Below are 17,618 nucleotides of genomic sequence, written 5' to 3' on the forward strand. Positions count from 1 at the left end.
CTACGTCCGGTGCCGGCTGCCAAGCGCGATCGCAATCGTCTCCGGCTGCTTGATCCGCTCGATCAGCATATCGATGCGATCGCCGCCCCAGAACAACTCGTCGTTGAACACCATGCTGGGAACGCCGAACACGCCGAGCGCTTCGGCTTCGTCGATGATGCGATCATGTTCGGCGCGGGCAGGGCCGCGAACATAGGCCTCGAAGGCGTCGGCGGAGCCACCGACCGCGGTGATCACGCCGGCTATCTCCGCCAGCTCGTCGATCTCCAGCTCGTGGTTCCAGAACTTCCGGAACACCGTATCGTGATAAGGCCGGAACAGCCCGTGACGCTGCGCGAACAGCATCCCGGCGCTGGCGTAGAAGGCGTCGTAGATCCGGCGCGGGCCCTTCATGGTCAGTCCCTGCGCGTTGGCGAACCGGCGCGCATCCATGTAGGCGTAGCGCACCTTGCGCCAGAAGTGCGGCGTACGCTCCTCGACCGTGCCCATGAATTCGGGAATGCGCAGCGTATAGGGCAGCCATTCCAGCTCGACGCCGTATGTCTCCTCGAGTTCGAACAGCCGCTTGTTGGCGACATAGGCATAGGGAGACTTGTAGTCGGTGTAGATTCGGACCCGCGGCTTTTCCATCATCATTCCCCATCTCGTCGCGACAATTGTTCCCGATCCCGTGCGGTGGCGCAATGCGGCGTGACGAAGGGGAGATCGCGGGCAAACGAACGGGCCCCGGTGCAGTCAAGCATCGCGGGGCCCTGCTACTTCGTTTTAGCGAAGGATGTCTGGTATCGACCAGTCGTGTTTCGGGACCTAAAAGCGCGTGGCCTTTGCGCTCCTGTCCTGCGGATATATTCAGATTGTCGGTGGCGCACGCGGCTAGCAGCTGCTGTTTGCCTCAACGTGCACCGAGACCTTGCCGCTGAGCAAGGTCGCTGGCTTGCGCCGGTGGCGTCATGCTCCTCTCCAAGGGTGGGCCGACGGACATCTGTCCGCTTCAGCTGCCTGACGGCCGATCCCATAATCGTCCGTCAATTCCTGCGACGCGAGGAGCAAGCGCTCCAGCACCCCAACAGGTGCAGTCAGCGAAATGCTGCGGCAGTTATAGCCATCTGTCAAGTTAACGAGCGAGGGAATTCAGGTCAGGAGTCCTGTCGCGACTTGGTCTTTCGATATTGGGTGAAGTCCGGATCGTGCGTCATCTTCCAGTAGTCGACGAACCGCCACGGCATCGCCGAGAACACCCGGCCGCTGCTGTTGCGGTAGTAGGTCGTCATGCCCGGATGCGTCCAGATCAATTGCTCGTGCTCGGCGTCGACGTCGCGGATATACGCGTCATGCGCGTCGGGATGCACGTCGATCGCGGCGATGTCATTCTCGATCATCTCGACAAGGCACGCGGAGATGTAGCGGCTCTGGCACTCCGACTGGAAGATGACGCTGCCGCCATGCGCAGGCCCCGAATTGGGGCCGAGCATCAGAAAGAGATTGGGGAAATCAGGCACGGTGAGGCCGAGATAGGCGGTCGGATTGTCGTCGCGCCACGCCTGCTTGAGGTTCTTGCCGTTACGCCCGGTGATGTTGAGCCGCGCCGCCATCTCGGAGACCTTGAAGCCGGTCGAGATCACGATGACGTCGTGCTGCCGCGACGTGCCATCGGCGGTGACGATTCCGTCTGCGGCGAAATGGTCGATCTTGTCGGTGACCAGCTCGACATTCGGTTTGGTCAGCGTCTTGAACCAGTTGTTGTCGAGCAGGATGCGCTTGCCGTAGGGCGGATAGGTCGGCATGCATTTCTCGATCAGGTCGGGGCGATCCTTCAGCTCGGACAGGATGAAGTCGGCGAGCTCCTGGCGATGCCGGTCGTTGCCCTTGTTGACGGCGCGGTCCGGATGCGGCCAGGCCGGATCCTTGCGCAGGAACGGCAGCAATCCGTCGCCGTAACGCCAGAACATGTTGAAGCGATACCACTGCACATAGAACGGCAGATGCGCGAGCAGCCACTGCGCACCTTCGGTGATCGGATCGGAATAGCCCTTCACCGGCCGCGCCCATTGCGCGGTGCGCTGGTAGACGGTGACCGAGGCGACGCGGTCGGCGATCGACGGCACCAGCTGCATCGCGGTTGCGCCGGTGCCGATCACGGCGACATGCCTGTCGTCGAGCTTGATGTCGTCGGACCACAGCGCCGAATGGACCTTCAGGCCTGTGAAGGCCTCGTCTCCCTCAAAGCGGGCAGGCAGGGGATCATTGAGCTGGCCGATCGCGCTGACCAGCGCGGTGGATTCAAAGGTTTCTTCGCCGCGGGCAGTCTTCAGCGTCGAGATCCAGCGTCGCTTGCCTTCGTCCCAGCGCGAGGCGACGAGCTCGGTATTGAGGCGGACATGCTTGCGGATGTCGTATTCGCGCACGACCTTGAGCAGATAATCGAGCAGCTCCTGGCGCTGCGCGAAATAGCGGGTCCACGGATTGCGGGCGCCGAACGAGAAGGAATAGGAGTGGTTCGGCGTATCGACGCCGCAGCCGGGATAGCGGTTGACGTACCAGGTGCCGCCGATCTCGTCCTGCCTCTCGACAATCGTATAGGGGATGCCGAGCCGGCCGAGCGCGACGCCAAGCGCGATCGCGCAGACCCCGGCGCCGACGATCAGCACATGCTGCTGCGCCAGCTTCTCGCCAGAAGGGCGCTCGCGCCAGCGCGCGTCGCGTGGGATGAAGCCCATCTCCTCCCGCATCAGCGGCGCATATTCCGGCGCGACATTGTCGCCGAGCGTCGCGCGCATCATCCGCAGCATCAGCTCATTGCCGGGATCGGTGATGACGGGCTTCGGGGTGCCGTTCGCGAACAGGTTCAGGACCGCCGCGCGAATCTCGTCCTGGATCTCCTGAGGCACACCGGCGTCGGGATCCGGGATCAGACGGACGTCGCGCTTCGGCTTGTAGGGCGGCTCGAGCCACTTCTCGTCGCCGGTCATGTGCACCAGCACCATCAGCAGCACGCGGATGTCGCCCTCGGCGATGGCGGAGGACAGATCGAGGTGTTTGCGCGGAAGCTCGATATTCATGCGTTGTCCTTAGCTGCGTGGGGCTTCCGGCAGGCCGCCATAGGCGGCCCAGGTGGTGCCTGCGATGTAGCCGGCATCGACCGGCAGGTTGATGCCGGTGATGCCGCTGCTCTGCGGCGAGAGCAGCCATGCGATCGCCTGCGCGACTTCGATCGGCTCGACCAGCCGGTTCAGCGCGGTCGGCCGCGCCAGCAGGTCCTTGTTGAGGGCGCCCGATGCGATGCCGGCCTCGAGCGCTGCCGTGCGGGTGAAGCCGGGCGACACTGCGTTGACGCGGACGCCGGAACGGCCCCATTCGGCGGCGAGCGTCTGCGTGATCTGGATGACGCCGGCCTTCGCCGCGGTATAGGCGTGGATCGGGCCCGACGTCATGCCGGCCACCGAGGCGACGTTGACGATCGCGCCATGCCGACGCTTCGCCATGGCGATGCCGACGCTGCGCGCGACCAGGAAGGTGCCGCGCAGGTCGATATTGACCTCGCGATCCCATTGCTCCATCCGCACCCGTTCGATCGTGTGCATCTTGCCGAACACGCCGGCGGCGTTGACGAGGCCGGTGATCGGACCATGCGCGGTCTCGATATCGGCAATGCCTGCGACAACGGCGCTCTCGCTCGCGACGTCGAACGGCGCCGGCCACAGGACGGCGGCTGTTCCAACCAGCGGCTCGGGCGCGATGTCGACGATGACGACGCGATGCCCCTGATCGGCGAGCAGTGTCGCGGTCGCCGCGCCGATGCCGCGGCTGCCGCCGGTGACGAGGATGGTGCCCTCAGCGCTCATGACTTTCTTCCCTTGTCGCTGGTGGTGAACAGGCCGCGGGTGACCAGCTTTTGATAGGCCGTGATCACATAGTCGGGCACCGCGGTGACGCCGCGCTCGGAATAGGAATAGCGGCGGCTGAGATAACCGCGCGCGCCCATCAGCACCTGGACGATGGCCTCGAATTCCTCGTCGCTGAAGGCGTTGGTCGCGCCCGCAGCCCGCGCGCGTTGCAGGATCCGCACATAGGCGCTCGAGATGTTGTCAAAATGCTTCTGGTAGCCGATCGGCGCGAAGAATTCGGCCTCGTTGAGGATGCGCAGGAATTCCGGCACCTCGCGGATGAAATCGAAGAAGGCGCTGAAGCGCTCGACCTCCTGCCGGGCCTCGCTTGCGGTGCCGGTGCGCGCATGGATGAAGCGGACCATGTCGAGGCCGATCTTCGGCAGCAGCTGGTCGAGCAGCTCCTGGCGGTTCTCGAAATGATTGTAGAAGGTGCCCTGCGCGACACCGGCGGCTTCGGTGATGCGCGCGACCGAGGCTTCGGCATAGCCGTATTTGCCGACGACCTTGGTCGCGGCGTCGAAGATCTTCTGCTTGGTCCAGGCGTTGCGCTCGACCCGGTTAAGTTTTGTCACTTTGGCGGATGTCGCTTGCGTCATGCGGTGGCCTCGAGTTCGGCACGGAGCACGCGTTTGAGCACCTTGCCGGATGGATTGCGCGGCAGGCTGTCGCGGATGACGAGCTGCCGCGGCACCTTGAAACCGGCGAGCCGTGTCCGGCAGTGGTCGGTGAGACCGGGCAGGTCGAGCTTGGCGTCGTCGGCCAGCACCACGATCGCGACCGGCTTCTCGCCCCAGCGCGCGTCCGGCAGGCCGATCACCGCGACCTCGCGCACTTCAGGCATTTCGTAGATGACGCGCTCGACCTCGGAGGAGGCGATGTTCTCGCCGCCGGAGATGATCATGTCCTTCTTGCGATCGGTCAGATACAGGAAGCCGTCGTCGTCGAGATAGCCGACATCGCCGGTACGGAACCAGTCGCCGAAGAACGCGGATGCGGTCTTCTCGGGATCCTTCCAGTAGCCCTGTGTGACCTTCGGGCCGCGCAGGCAGATCTCGCCGTTCTGGCCGGCCGGCAGGCGCTTGCCGGCATCGTCGCGGATCTCGATCTCGACATGGGCGATGGCGCGGCCGGTCGAACCGATCTTCTCGATCTCGCGGCCCGCGTCCATGAAGGTGTCACCGCCGCAGCTTTCAGTAAGGCCGTAGGCATCGATGTAGCGCGCGTTCTTGAAATAGTCAGAGAAGGCGCGGATGCGGACCTCCGGCGTCTTCTCGCCGCCGCCGATCGCCCATTGCAGGCTGGAGACGTCATAGCGCTCGCGGTTCGGGCAGGTGAGGAGCGCCGTCGTCATGACCGGCGCGAACCATGCCGCGTTCAGTTTCTCCCGCTCGATCGCGGCGAGTGCGGGTTCAGGCTCGAAGGTGCGGTGGATGCACAGCATGCCGCCATGCCAGAGCACCGCGATGCCGGGCAGGTCGAGCGCGCCGACGTGATAGAGCGGACCGACCACGAGCAACCGCGTGTCGGTATTGAGCCCGAGCACCAGGGTTTGGTCGGCGGACTTCCAGTAGACGTTCTCGTAAGTGAGCATCACCCCCTTGGGACGATCGGTCGTGCCCGAGGTGTACATCAGCCGCATCAGGTCGCGTGGCTGGCAGACATGCATCGGCGCCGGCGCGATGTCGGGCGCAAGGTTGGTGACGCTGGACTGCGCGACTTCATCGAGCAGCACGACCGGCGCGCCGCCGGCGGCGATCGCGGCAAACTCCTCGTCGGCGACCAAGAGGCGCGCGCCCGAATTGCCGACGATGTAGCCGACCTCATCGGCCGAGAGGCGATAGTTGATCGGCAGGAACACCGCGCCGATATGGCTGGTCGCAAACACCAACTCGAGAAAGGCCGTGCTGTTCTTCATCAGCACGGCGACGACGTCGCCGGGCGCGATCCCGCGCGCCGCGAGCCAACCGCCCACCTGCCGGATTCGCAGATCAAAGTCGGCGTAGGAGACGTCCTCGCCGCGATATTTCAGCGCACAGCGGTCCGGAGTCCGCCGGGCATGAAATGCGATGAAGCTGGAAAGGTTGATCATTTGCCGCCCGCGGGGCCGATTCCGGCGCCGTTTTCTCCCTAGATGAATTATGAGTCGTAATTCATCTTTGGCTTGACGTCACCCCCCTTGCTCTGAAAACATCGTGGCCATGGAGACGAAACGATCTCCGGCAGGGATTTTGGGAACGCGAACCCGACAGGGAGGGGAATGATGAAGAGGACCCGGAAACCGGGCATCACCCGGCGCTCGACGCTTGCGCTGATGGGCGCCGGTGCGGTGAGCTTTGCCGCGCCATGGGTGGCGCGCGCACAGGCCAAGACGATCAAGATCGGCATGCCGACCATTCTGTCGGGCCGCGTCGCGCAACTCGGAACGTCCTCGCGCAACGCAGTGCTGCTGGAGGTCGAGAAGGTCAATGCCGCCGGCGGCCTTGCCGGGCGGCAGATCGAGATGGTGATCCGCGACTCCAAGGGACAGCCGCAGGAGGCCGCGCGCATCGCGCGCGAGCTCGTCAACACCGACGGCTGCGAGATGCTGCTCGACGGCGAAGCGTCCTCCGGATCGTTCGCGGTTCACGAAGTGGCGCGCGATCTCGGCGTGCTGTGCATCCACACCTGCTCGGAAGCGTCATCGCTGACCGCCGATCCCAAGCAGCACATCCCGAACGCCTTCCGTTGTGTGCGGCAGGGCATTCATGATTCGATCGTCGGCGCCAGCTACGCTGCAGGGATCGCCAAGGCCAAGGGCCTGAAGAAATGGGCGACCTGTTCGCCCGACTATGCCTATGGCCGCGACACCACCGGCGAGTTCGTGCTCTACCTGAAGAAGTTCGCGCCCGACGTCGAGATCATCAGCGAGTCCTGGCCAAAGCTGTTCCAGCCCGATTACACCGAGGTGGTGACCAAGATCCTGCAGGCCAAGCCGCAGGCGCTTTATTCGTGCCTGTGGGGCGGCGATCTCACCTCCTACATCGACCAGGCCAACATCTACGCGATGTTCACCCAGATGGAGGTGTTCGCGGTCAACATGGCCGACTACACCGCACTCACGGTGGTGAAGAACCTGCCCAAGGGCATCCACTCCGGCGATCGCTACATCAAGACATTCCCGCCGACGCCCGAAAATGCGGCCTGGGGCGATGCCTACAAGGCCAAGTACAACGAGTACCCGACCAACTGGTCGTGGCAGAACGCCACGGCGGTCATGTTCCTCAACGAGGCCGTCAAGAAGGCGAACTCGACCGACGGCAAGAAGGTCGCGGAGGCGCTCACCGGCCTCACCATCAAGTGCCCGTTCGGCGCCGACGGCACCGTGACCATGCGCGCCGACGACCACACGCTGGTCGGTTACGCCATCGGCTGGGGCACCACGATCCCGCAGGAGCCCTACGTGCCCGATGTGAAGGCCGGAGACTGGAAGACCATCTTCGAGCTCGAAGCCGAGTGGAAGAAGAGCAAGGGCTACACCTGATCCGCATGTCGGGCGGAGGCGGCAATCTGCTGCCTTCGCCTCGCATCTGATGTTTGTCGCGCGCCGACGTTGCGGCCCGCCGTGATGGATGATTTTCCGTGGACCTCGACGCGCTCGCCAGTTGCCTCGCCAGCCCTGCCTGCCTGGTGACGCAAACCACCAGCGGCCTGATCATCGGCATGCTGCTGTTCCTTGTCGCCGTTGGGCTGACGCTGATCTTCGGCGTGCTCAAGGTGGTCAATTTCAGCCACGGCGCCTTCTATATGTTCGGCGCCTATTTCGCGATGACGGCCTATCAGCTCACCGGCAGCTTCGCGCTGGCGATGCTGAGCGGCGCCGTCGGCACCGCGATCCTCGGCCTGATCTTCGAGCGCGTGTTCATGAGCCGGGTTTACGGCCGCGACGTCTTGATGCAGCTCCTGGTCTGCTACGCCTTCGTGCTGATCTTCGACGATGTGGTCCGCATGATCTGGGGGCCTGAGTTCAAGTCGATGGGCATGCCGGCTGCGTTCCAGGTGCCGCCGCTGTTCATCGCCGGCGGCGTGGTGCCGCCATATTATCTGCTCTTGATCGGGGTGGCGCTCGCCGCGGCCGTTGTTCTCGGCCTGGGGCTGGCGCGCTCCAGGATCGGCAAGGTGATCCGTGCGGCTGCGCATAATCCCGGAATGGTTTCGGCGCTCGGGATCAATACCGGGCTGATCTATGGTGGCGTATTCGCGCTCGGCGGCATGCTGGCGGGACTGGCGGGAGCGCTTGCCGCGCCAGTGCGCTCGCTGACGCCGGGCATGGGCTTCTCGGTACTGATCGAGTCCTTCATCGTCACCGTGATCGGCGGCATGGGCTCGATCCTCGGCGCGCTGATCGGCGCGCTTTTGATCGGCCTGATCCGCTCCTTCGGATCGCTCGGCTTCCCGCTGTTCACCGAGGGCTTGATGTATCTGTTCATGGTGGTCGTGCTGGTCTCGCGTCCGAGCGGGTTGTTCGGCAAGGAGGTCGCATGACCGAATTGCAGGCCGGGCAGGGCACGCAGCCCCTCGATGTTGCCCGGATCGACGCCAGGCCGCAGCGTTACCGCGATGTGCTGATCGCGCTCGCGGCCTTTGTCCTGCTCGCGCTGCTGCCGTTCATCTTCGGCAGCAAGCAGCTGCTCGACTTCGTGATCCGCTGTGCGGCCTATGGATTGTTCGCGACGTCGCTCAACCTTCTGGTCGGCTACACCGGACTGATCTCGTTCGGCCACGGCATGTTCTTCGGCCTCGGTGCCTATGGTTTCGGGCTGATGATGCAGAAGACCGGCGTGCCGATCCCGGTGGCCTTCGTCGCCACGCTGGCGATGACCCTGGTCGTCGCCGTCGTCATCGGCGCGATCTGCGTCCGGTTGAAGGAAATCTACTTCGCCTTCGTCACGCTGGCATTTCAGATGCTGATTCACTCAACCATCCTGTCGTGGCAATCGCTGACCGGCGGCGACCAGGGCCTGCGCGGCGGGATCCCGAGGCCGCCGTTTCTCGGCATCGATCTGTCGAATCATCTGCATCTCTACATCACGAGCTGTGCCCTGCTGGTGATCGGCCTGCTGCTCATGCGCCAGATCGCGCAATCGCCGTTCGGCTACACGCTGCGCATGATCCGCGACAACGCCACGCGGGCGAGCTTCATCGGCATCGATGTCTGGCGTGCCAAGCTGACGATCTTTGTGCTCGCCGCGCTGTTCGCCGCGACCGGCGGCATCATCATGGCGCTGTTCGTCTCCGGCGCCTATCCCGAGTTCGCCTATTGGACGATCTCGGGCGAGGGCATCTTCATCAACATGCTCGGCGGCGTGACAACCTTCCTCGGACCGATGGTCGGCACGGTGCTGCTGCTGATCCTCAACGATACCGTTACCCGCCTGACCGAGTATCACGGCATCGTGCTCGGCATCGTGATCCTGTTCTTTGCCATTGGCCTGCGAAAGGGCTTGATGGACTTTGTCGTCGAATGGTTCGCGCAGCGTCGCGGAGAGGCCGGGGAGCGCGCGCCATGAGTGCACAGACGCGGATCAGCGTCGTTACCGGCGGCGCCAGCGGCATCGGCGCGGCGTGCGTGCGTGAGCTCGCAGCAGCCGGCGATCTCGTCGCCGTTCTCGACCGCGATCTCGCCAAGGCGCAGACGGTTGCGGCGGAAGTTGGTGGCAAGGCGTTTGCGGCCGACGTGGCGGACGAGCGCAGCATCGAGGCCTGTGCGGCCGCGATCGAGCGCGACTGCGGCCCGGTCGCGGTGCTGGTCAACAGCGCCGGCATCATCCAGGTGCCGGCCCGGCCGCACGAGCTGCCGATGACCTCCTGGGACGACGTCGTGCGTGTCGACCAGCGCGGCACCTATGTCGCCTGCGTTGCCTTTGCGCGGCAGATGATCGCGCGCAAGCGCGGCAGCATCGTCAACATCGCCTCGATTGCCGGCATGCGCTCGATGCCGTTGCATGCCTATGCGCCCGCCAAGGCGGCGGTGATTGCCATCACCGAATGCCTCGCGGCCGAATGGGGGCCGTCCGGCATCCGCGTCAATGCCGTATCCCCCGGCTATACGCTGACGCCGGCGCTGAAGAATGCCATCGATCGCGGCGAGCGGGATGTCTCGGCGCTGGCTGCCAATGCAGCACTTCGCCGCCTCGTCGACCCCTCGGAGATCGGCCGCGTCGTCGCATTTCTGGCCTCCGATGCGGCCTCCGCGATGACCGGCGCCAACGTGCCGGTCGATTGCGGCTGGCTTGCCGGCACATCGTGGAGCACCTATGGCGGTCTGCGGGAGGCGAGCGGTTAGTCATGCTGGAAATTCGCGGGCTCTCGAAATCCTTTGGCGGCGTCAAGGCGACCGACAACGTCTCGCTCGACTTCGCTGACGGTTCGCTCACCGCCGTGATCGGCCCCAACGGCGCCGGCAAGAGCACATTCTTCAACCTGATCACGGGCGCGCTGCAGCCTGATGCCGGGCAGATCTTGCTCAACGGTGTCGACATGGCGGGCAAGGCCCCGCCGGAGATCGTGCGCCATGGCATCGGCCGCGCCTTCCAGGTCGCGAGCATCTTCCCGTCGCTGACGGTGGAGGAGACGATGCTCGCTGCAGTCTGTGCCGATCAGCGCCGCGCCGGCGTGATGCATCGCCGGTTTCCGCTGGCCGAGACGCGCGACCGCGCCGAGCATACGATGGAGCTGCTCGGCCTCGCCGGGAAGCGCAACCGGACCGCGGCGACGCTGTCGCATGGCGACCAGAAGCTGCTCGATATCGCGCTCGCGCTGGTGCTCGAGCCCAAGGTGCTGCTGCTTGACGAGCCGACCGCGGGCATGGGTACCGAGGAGCGCTGGCGCATGATCGACAAGGTGCGCGAGCTCTGGGAGAAGCAGAAGATCACCGTCGTGTTCATCGAGCACGACATGGACATCGTGTTCAAGATCGCGCCCCAAATCGTCGTGCTGTGCTACGGGCGGATCCTGGCGACCGGGACGCCGGACGCGATCCGCAGGAACGATGCCGTGATCGAGGCCTATCTCGGCAGCGACGACCACGCGGGAGCGGTGGCATGAGCGCGCAGCCGGTGGTGCAGGTCGAGGACCTCGACGTCTATTACGGCACCAGCCAGATCCTGTTCGGCGTCGGCCTGTCGGTGCGGCAGGGCGAGACCATGGCGCTGCTCGGCCGCAACGGCGCCGGCAAGTCGACCACCATGAAGGCCATCATGGGGCTGGCGCCGGCGCACCGCGGCAGGGTGACCCTGCGCGGCCAGGTGGTCTCGGGAATGCGGCCGCATCACATCGCGCGGGCCGGGCTCGGCTTCGTGCCGGAAGACCGCCAGATCTTTCCCGAGCACACGGTCGAGGACAATCTCGTCATCGGCCAGAAGAAGGGGCCGGATGGCGAGGACGAGTGGTCGATCCGCCGCGTCTATGACGTGTTCCCGCTGCTCGAGCCGCTGCGGCACCGGATCGCCGGAAGGCTCTCCGGCGGCGAGCAGCAAATGCTGGCGATCGCCCGCACGCTGATGGGCAATCCCGTGCTGCTGCTGCTGGATGAGCCGAGCGAGGGGCTGGCGCCGATCATCGTGCAGCGCATCGGCGAACTGCTGCGGCAGCTCCGCGGCACCGGTGCCACAGTATTGATCGCCGAGCAGAACATGCATTTTTGCCTTGGCCTTGCGAGCCACGCGACGGTTATCGACAAGGGACAGATCGTCTACACATCCTCGATCGAGGAGCTGAAGGCCAACGACAACATCCGGCAGCGCTATCTGGCGCTGTAGGGCATGATCCGCGAAAAGCGCGCAGCGGTTTTCCCTCGCGACAAGCGCGCAGCGTTTGCGCGGGGATCATACCCAAAGGACAGGGCTCTTCGACAGCGATGGGAGGACAAATGGCGGGCAAGCTGACGCCGACGCATGAAGCGCCGTATCGTGGGCTGAAGGTACTCGATTTCGGGCAGGGGATTGCCTCGCCCTACTGCGCGATGCTGCTTGGGGTCTACGGCGCCGACGTCATCAAGGTCGAACCGCCGGAGGGCGACTGGTCGCGCTATCTCGGCACGACCTACGGCAATCACACGACACTGTCGGCGGTCTACAACCGCGGCAAGCGCAGCCTGTGCCTCGACATGAAGCACAAGGACGGGATCGCGATCGCGCAGCGGCTGTCGCGCGAGGCCGACGTGCTCATCGAAGGATTTCGTCCCGGCGTCGCGGAGCGGCTCGGGCTCGGCTACGAGGGCCTGTCGCGCGACAATCCCGCCCTGGTCTATCTGTCGGTCAGCGGCTTCGGGCAGAGCGGCCCGTACGCCAAGCGGCCCGGCTCGGATTCGGTGGCGCAGGCGTTCTCGGGGCTGGTCTCGGTCAATCTCGGCGCCGATGGCGTGCCGCATCGGGTCGGCACCACGATTTCCGACGTCGTCACCGGCGTCTATGCGTTCCAGGCCATCGCCACGACGCTGTTCGCGCGCGCCACCGTCGGCACTGGCCGCTGGATCGACGTCAATCTCTGCCAGTCGACGTCGGCGCTGCTCGGCCACAAGGTGGCGGAGTTCATCCTCGAGGGCGGCGCGCCGCGCGCGCTGAACGTTCCGGCCGGCACCTACCAGACCCGGGACGGCTGGATGATGGTCACCCTGGTGAACGAGCCGCAATACAAGCGGCTATGCGGTGCGATCGGCCGTGAGGATCTCGCCGGCGATCCGCGTTTTGCCGACTTTGCCCGCCGCGCCGATGCGGCCGACGCGCTGATCCCGCAATTGCGCGAGGTGTTCCTGACCCAGGCGACGGATGCCTGGCTGACCCGTCTGCATGCGGCCGATATCATCGCGGAGCGGATCCTCGATCCCGGCGAATGGCTGCGCAACGTCCATGTCGAGGCGACCAGGGCGTCGGTGCGCCAGGACACACCCGGCGTCGGCGCGGTCTACACGCCACGCACGCCGGGGATCGCGGGCCTGTCCGAGGATCACCTTTGCCCCGCGCCTGACGTCGGGCAGGATAGCCGCGCCGTGCTGACGGAGGCCGGCTTCGGTTCCGCCGAGATCGACGGCCTGCTGCTATCGGGCGCGGTGCGGCAGGCCAAGAGCTAACGGGAGGCAATACATCATGAGCACCGACCTCGTTCGTTACTCGGTCACCGACCAGATTGCGGAGATCGTGCTGGATCGCGCGCCGGTCAACGCACTCAGCATTCCCCTGATCGACGCGCTGCTGGCGGCGCTGGCGAAAGCGCGCGATGACGACGCGGTGCGTGCCGTCATCATCAGCAGCGCTCACAAGGTGTTTTGCGCCGGCCTCGATCTCGACATCGTCAGGGGCAAGCCCGCGATCGAGACCAAGACATTTCTCGAGCGGCTATACTTTGCGTTGAACGATACGCAGTATCGCATGGGCAAGCCGACCATTGCGGCGATCGATGGCGCGGTGCGCGCCGGCGGCATGACGATCGCGATCTCCTGCGACATGATTGTCGCGGGCGACGGCTCGACCTTCGGCTATCCCGAGATCGATGTCGGCCTGATCCCGGCGATCCATTTCGTGCAGTTGCCGCGGCTGGTCGGAAAGCACCAGGCATTCGGCCCGCTGTTCCTTGGCGAGCCCTTCGATGCCGCGACCGCCTTTCGCATGGGGCTGCTCAGCGAGGTGGTGCCGAAGGGCACCGCGCTCGCGCGGGCTCGCGAGATCGCACGCAAGCTGGCGGCGAAATCGCCAATCGTGATGAAGATCGGCCGCGACGCCTTCATGCGCGCGGTCGATGCCGATTTCCGCCGCTCGGTGGAAAATACGGCGGAAAGCTTCGTTGTGGTCGCATCGACGGAAGATTGCCAGGAAGGGCTGAATGCATTCGTCGAGAAGCGGACGCCCAACTACAAGGGACGGTAATGGCTGGATTGTATTTCGAGGAGTTCGAGATCGGACAGGAATTCCATCACGAATTCAGCCGAACCGTGACCGAGATGGACAACACCATGTTCAGCCTCCTAACCATGAACCCGCAGCCATTGCATATCGACGCGCATTTCTCCGAGAAGACCGAGTTCGGCCAGCGGCTGTTCAACAGCCTCTATACGCTCGGCATCATGATCGGCATGAGCGTGTACGATACGACGCTGGGAACGACCGTCGGCAATCTCGGCATGACCGACGTCAAGTTCCCGAAGCCGGTGTTCCATGGCGATACGCTGAAGGCGCACACCAGGATCATCGGCAAGCGCGCCAGCAAGTCGCGGCCGACCCAGGGCATCGTCGAGTTCGAGCACACCATGACCAACCAGCGCGGCGAGGTGGTGGCGAGCTGCCGCCGGACCGGCCTGATGCACTGCAAGCCGAAGGCGTAAGCGATGCGATCGTTCCTGTTCGTTCCCGGCGACAGCACCCGGAAATATGAAAGCGCGAAGAAGACCGCAGCCGATGCGCTGATTCTCGACCTTGAGGATTCCATCGCGCCGGACCAGAAGGTGGTTGCGCGGGGCATCACGCGCCAGATGCTCGATGCCCGCAATCCGGAGCAGAAGCTTTATGTCCGCGTCAACGCGCTCGACACCGATCTGACGCTCGGCGATCTCGCCGCCGTGATGCCCGGTAAACCCGATGGCATCGTGCTGCCGAAATGCGCCGGTGCCGCCGACGTCAACAGGCTCGCACTCTATCTCGACGCATTCGAGGCCGCCTCTGATATCGCGCAGGGCACCACCCGGATCGTGACGGTCGCGACCGAGACGGCGCGGGCGGTGCTGAAAATCCTCGATTTCGAGAACATGAGCCCGCGGCTGTGGGGCATGATGTGGGGCGCGGAGGATCTCGCGGCCTCGCTCGGGGCAACGCGCAACCGCAGTGACGGCCGCTATCACTCGCCCTTCATCCTGGCGCGCGATCTCTGCCTGATCGGCGCGGCCGCCGCCGGCGTCGTCGCGATCGACACCATCGCAACCGACATCAACGATCTCGATGCTTTGAAGGCCGAGGCGGTCGCCGCGCGCCAGGATGGCTTCCTCGCCAAGGCCGTGATCCACCCCAAGCATGTCGACGTCGTCAATGCGGCCTTCATGCCGACAGATGAGGAAATCGCATGGTCGGAGCGGGTGATCGCCGCGTTCGCCAATAATCCATCGGGGGTCGCCAGGATGGACGGCAAGATGCTGGACAAGCCGCATCTGCGCGCCGCCGAGAAGATCCTGGCGTCGCGCAGGAAATAGTCGGGGAGGCGGGCCAGACACCGCGATGTTGCGCGATAGCGAGGTGCGGCTGCGGCGGTCGCTGGCGATCGACTAACCGCAGGAATCAGGAATGAGCGACGGCCGACTTGCCGTCCTGCTGCTTTGACCACGAGACGTAGTAGGCGACGGCCGTCATCGCCGCGATGCCGGCGATGCTGACCGCGACCTGCCTTGCCAGTGAGTATGGGCCCGTAATCAGGATCAGGTGCGCAGCGAATGAGAGGAAGACGCCTGCACAGAACACGGCCAGCCATTCCTCGCCGCACTTGATGATCGGCTGCAAGGCGGGAGATCGCAGATATTCCCAATCGCGCGGCACCAGCCAGCTGAACAGGAATGTCAGGACCAGGAAGTGCAGGATGCGATGCGGCGCGATCTCCTCCCGGTCGTTTGGCAGCAGCACATCGCTCAGCCCGCTCGGCATCATTTGCGCGAGTGCCGGGATATCGCTGATCGAGACAATTGTCAGGGCGAACAGCAGATACAGCAACGCCATGGCGCGCAGCGCGGGAGCCGCCTGCATCGCGCGGATCGCGGGCGCATATCGCGCGCCGATCAGCGCGAGCCAGCCGCCCATCACGAACAGCAATTGCCAGCAGAACGGATTGAGGTACCAGTCGCCATACGGATATGACGACAGGTTCCAGTTGAGCAGCCGGCCGGCTGCATAGAGGGTCACGGACGCGACGACCGTCGCGTTCGGCACGTACAACAGCCCGAACACGATGATGGGCTGGAACGCCATCAAGGCAATGGTGAGTTGCAGCACATCGAGATTGAGCGGCTTGGCCTGCAGGAACAGGCCGTAGATCAAGGTCCGGATCGGGTGATCGATGAAGCCCGTGATGTTGAACTCGCTGATGATCTCCGGCGCCGCGGTCCGGGTGGCGACATAGCTGATCAACTCGACATAGATCACGAACAGAACGATATAGGCAGCATAGAGCTGCCATACGCGCTTGAAGATGCGGGTCGCGGCCACCAGGAATCCGCGTTCCAGCGTCATCCTGGCGTAGATGAGCGTCACTGCGTAGCCGCCGACGAATACAAAAAGGTCGGTTGCGCCGCTGAAGCCGAAGTTGCGCATGGTCAGCGCGCCGACGACGTTGTGCGGAATATGGTCTAGAAACAGAAACCAGTTTGCGATGCCAAGCAGCAGCGCGATCCTGAGATCGCCATCGGCTTTCGCGATCTCGGCGTTTGTTGTCGAAGTCATCTGAAGCTGAAATTTGCCGGCCCGAGAAACGAATCGCTAATCTAGAGGGAACCCGCGCCTGGTCCGAATAGACTTTGCGTGAACCCTATCTAGTCCGTTTCGGGTTTCGGCCAAGTGGCCGGCTCAAGAAAGATCACGTTTTCGCAATCATCCCGTGAGCGGTGTCAGACCGGCTCGTGTTTGCGCAGGTCGCGGGCGTGATCCAGCGTATTGGCTTGCAGGTTCGCGCCGGTCACGGGGAGCTCCGGCAGGGCGGCCTCGGCCAGCAGGTCGTCCGTGACATCCTCGACCGAACGCTCGGCAATCTCGTGAATGAAGCTGATGTTCGTATATTCGCCCGAGGCGATTCGTGAGACGACGTCGCGTCGTGTCATTCCGGGATCGACGATCGCCTCGCGGCCACGGCGGCCATAGTCGATCATCACGACGAAATACTGCATTGCCTGATCGTTCGATGTTCTGACTGTTACTACGCATTATTTCCGATAATCGGAAGTAAGTCAAGGGTGAATTGTTGAAAACCGAAATTCAGGCATGCATGGCCGGACCGATTCGGTCCGAAGGCGTCCGAATCGGTTCGGCCGGTCCCTGAAGCGGCGCGGTTACTTCTCGGACGATCGCCCGCCCTGCGTCCGGGCAGATTTGCGACTCTTCGCCCCCGACTTGCCGCGCAGCCTTTCGATCTGGCCGCGGGGCAGGGTGACACAGATTTCGCCGATCCATTCAAGTTTTACGCCGTTGATCGGCTTGGCATTAAAGCTCTTGAGGTTTACGGTACCGGACGAACTGCCGCGTTCGATCGTCTTCAGATACCGCTCACCGCTCTTCAGCCGGACCGCAGCTTCCTCTCCGTAGAAGCTCGACAGCGGATAGCGCTGCTCGCGATACACCACGATGACGTCGCCGTTCTCGTATTTCGGCAGCATCGAATCGCCTGAGACCTCGAAAGCGACGGTCTCCTCCGTCATCGGGAACGGAAGTTCGATTTCGCCGAGACCCTCCGGCGGGACCTGCTCCAGCTCCGGCTGGATCGAGGCGCCGGCGCCGACCCGGCCCACGATCGGCACCGAATTCAGCTCCAAATACTCCATGATCGGGGCAATCTCGGATGCCTTGATCAACCTTATTCCCGACAGGATTTCGGAGACCGCCCCGGCCCGAACCCCCATCGCGCGGGCAAGCCCGCCTTTGCTCTTCCCAGTCTTTTCCAGTGCTCGTTCGATCAGCGCCGCGTCCAGCATGTTTCATCCTTTCCCAAACCCGGAGAGACTATATCCGTTAC

General features: G+C 64.2%; 18 protein-coding genes. 10 read left to right on the forward strand and 8 right to left on the reverse strand.

Annotated features, from left to right (window positions below; genetic code table 11):
• The 5 genes from ACVWZM_RS33280 to ACVWZM_RS33300 all read right to left on the reverse strand — a co-directional run bounded on the left by ACVWZM_RS33280 (position 1) and on the right by ACVWZM_RS33300 (position 5,976).
• Complete coding sequence (locus tag ACVWZM_RS33280; protein WP_456856812.1) at positions 1-630, reverse strand: DsbA family protein; 630 nt, start codon at positions 628-630, stop codon at positions 1-3.
• Between the two features lie 506 nt (positions 631-1,136).
• A complete protein-coding gene (locus ACVWZM_RS33285) occupies positions 1,137-3,059 on the reverse strand; it encodes an NAD(P)-binding domain-containing protein (RefSeq protein WP_456855639.1) in 1,923 nt (640 codons plus the stop codon).
• A gap of 9 nt (positions 3,060-3,068) precedes the next feature.
• Positions 3,069-3,842 carry an SDR family NAD(P)-dependent oxidoreductase gene (locus ACVWZM_RS33290; protein ID WP_076834122.1) on the reverse strand — a complete coding sequence of 258 codons (774 nt, stop codon included), beginning with the start codon at positions 3,840-3,842 and terminating at the stop codon, positions 3,069-3,071.
• Positions 3,839-4,483: a TetR/AcrR family transcriptional regulator gene (locus ACVWZM_RS33295; RefSeq protein ID WP_075968242.1), complete on the reverse strand. Its 645-nt coding sequence runs from the start codon at positions 4,481-4,483 to the stop codon at positions 3,839-3,841. Before ACVWZM_RS33295 ends, ACVWZM_RS33290 begins: the two co-directional genes overlap by 4 nt.
• A complete protein-coding gene (locus tag ACVWZM_RS33300) occupies positions 4,480-5,976 on the reverse strand; it encodes an AMP-binding protein (RefSeq protein WP_316397581.1) in 1,497 nt (498 codons plus the stop codon). The genes ACVWZM_RS33295 and ACVWZM_RS33300 overlap by 4 nt, the downstream gene beginning before the upstream one ends.
• 171 nt (positions 5,977-6,147) lie before the next feature.
• On the opposite strand from ACVWZM_RS33300, the gene ACVWZM_RS33305 reads away from it, so the two are divergent.
• From ACVWZM_RS33305 to ACVWZM_RS33350, 10 genes are all read left to right on the forward strand, one after another.
• Positions 6,148-7,407 carry an ABC transporter substrate-binding protein gene (locus ACVWZM_RS33305; protein WP_038383532.1) on the forward strand — a complete coding sequence of 420 codons (1,260 nt, stop codon included), beginning with the start codon at positions 6,148-6,150 and terminating at the stop codon, positions 7,405-7,407.
• A 98-nt stretch (positions 7,408-7,505) separates the two neighbouring features.
• Positions 7,506-8,408, forward strand: a complete 903-nt coding sequence (locus ACVWZM_RS33310; RefSeq protein WP_076834117.1) for a branched-chain amino acid ABC transporter permease — start codon at positions 7,506-7,508, stop codon at positions 8,406-8,408.
• Entirely contained in the window at positions 8,405-9,433 is a 1,029-nt protein-coding gene (locus ACVWZM_RS33315) for a branched-chain amino acid ABC transporter permease (RefSeq protein WP_168856040.1), read from the forward strand. Before ACVWZM_RS33310 ends, ACVWZM_RS33315 begins: the two co-directional genes overlap by 4 nt.
• A complete protein-coding gene (locus tag ACVWZM_RS33320; RefSeq protein WP_076834115.1) occupies positions 9,430-10,209 on the forward strand; it encodes an SDR family NAD(P)-dependent oxidoreductase in 780 nt (259 codons plus the stop codon). The genes ACVWZM_RS33315 and ACVWZM_RS33320 overlap by 4 nt, the downstream gene beginning before the upstream one ends.
• Before the next feature lie 2 nt (positions 10,210-10,211).
• A complete protein-coding gene (locus ACVWZM_RS33325; RefSeq protein WP_076834112.1) occupies positions 10,212-10,970 on the forward strand; it encodes an ABC transporter ATP-binding protein in 759 nt (252 codons plus the stop codon).
• Positions 10,967-11,683, forward strand: coding sequence for an ABC transporter ATP-binding protein (locus ACVWZM_RS33330; RefSeq protein WP_075968245.1), 717 nt, complete (start codon positions 10,967-10,969; stop codon positions 11,681-11,683). The genes ACVWZM_RS33325 and ACVWZM_RS33330 overlap by 4 nt, the downstream gene beginning before the upstream one ends.
• A gap of 110 nt (positions 11,684-11,793) precedes the next feature.
• A complete protein-coding gene (locus ACVWZM_RS33335) occupies positions 11,794-12,993 on the forward strand; it encodes a CaiB/BaiF CoA transferase family protein (protein WP_456855640.1) in 1,200 nt (399 codons plus the stop codon).
• 16 nt (positions 12,994-13,009) lie between these two features.
• Positions 13,010-13,786, forward strand: coding sequence for an enoyl-CoA hydratase/isomerase family protein (locus ACVWZM_RS33340; RefSeq protein WP_076834108.1), 777 nt, complete (start codon positions 13,010-13,012; stop codon positions 13,784-13,786).
• A complete protein-coding gene (locus ACVWZM_RS33345; RefSeq protein WP_016847346.1) occupies positions 13,786-14,241 on the forward strand; it encodes a MaoC family dehydratase in 456 nt (151 codons plus the stop codon). Before ACVWZM_RS33340 ends, ACVWZM_RS33345 begins: the two co-directional genes overlap by 1 nt.
• 3 nt (positions 14,242-14,244) lie before the next feature.
• Positions 14,245-15,099 (forward strand): HpcH/HpaI aldolase/citrate lyase family protein, encoded by an 855-nt coding sequence (locus ACVWZM_RS33350; protein WP_141339799.1) that lies wholly within the window; start codon positions 14,245-14,247, stop codon positions 15,097-15,099.
• A gap of 85 nt (positions 15,100-15,184) precedes the next feature.
• On the opposite strand, the gene ACVWZM_RS33355 is transcribed toward ACVWZM_RS33350, so the two are convergent.
• The 3 genes from ACVWZM_RS33355 to ACVWZM_RS33365 all read right to left on the reverse strand — a co-directional run bounded on the left by ACVWZM_RS33355 (position 15,185) and on the right by ACVWZM_RS33365 (position 17,577).
• Positions 15,185-16,336 (reverse strand): OpgC domain-containing protein, encoded by a 1,152-nt coding sequence (locus tag ACVWZM_RS33355; RefSeq protein ID WP_253625955.1) that lies wholly within the window; start codon positions 16,334-16,336, stop codon positions 15,185-15,187.
• Between the two features lie 164 nt (positions 16,337-16,500).
• Positions 16,501-16,776 (reverse strand): hypothetical protein, encoded by a 276-nt coding sequence (locus ACVWZM_RS33360; RefSeq protein ID WP_141339797.1) that lies wholly within the window; start codon positions 16,774-16,776, stop codon positions 16,501-16,503.
• Between the two features lie 162 nt (positions 16,777-16,938).
• Positions 16,939-17,577 carry a LexA family transcriptional regulator gene (locus ACVWZM_RS33365; protein ID WP_141339796.1) on the reverse strand — a complete coding sequence of 213 codons (639 nt, stop codon included), beginning with the start codon at positions 17,575-17,577 and terminating at the stop codon, positions 16,939-16,941.
• Between the last annotated feature and the right edge of the window lie 41 nt (positions 17,578-17,618).

It is taken from the genome of Bradyrhizobium sp. USDA 4501 (assembly GCF_054062115.1).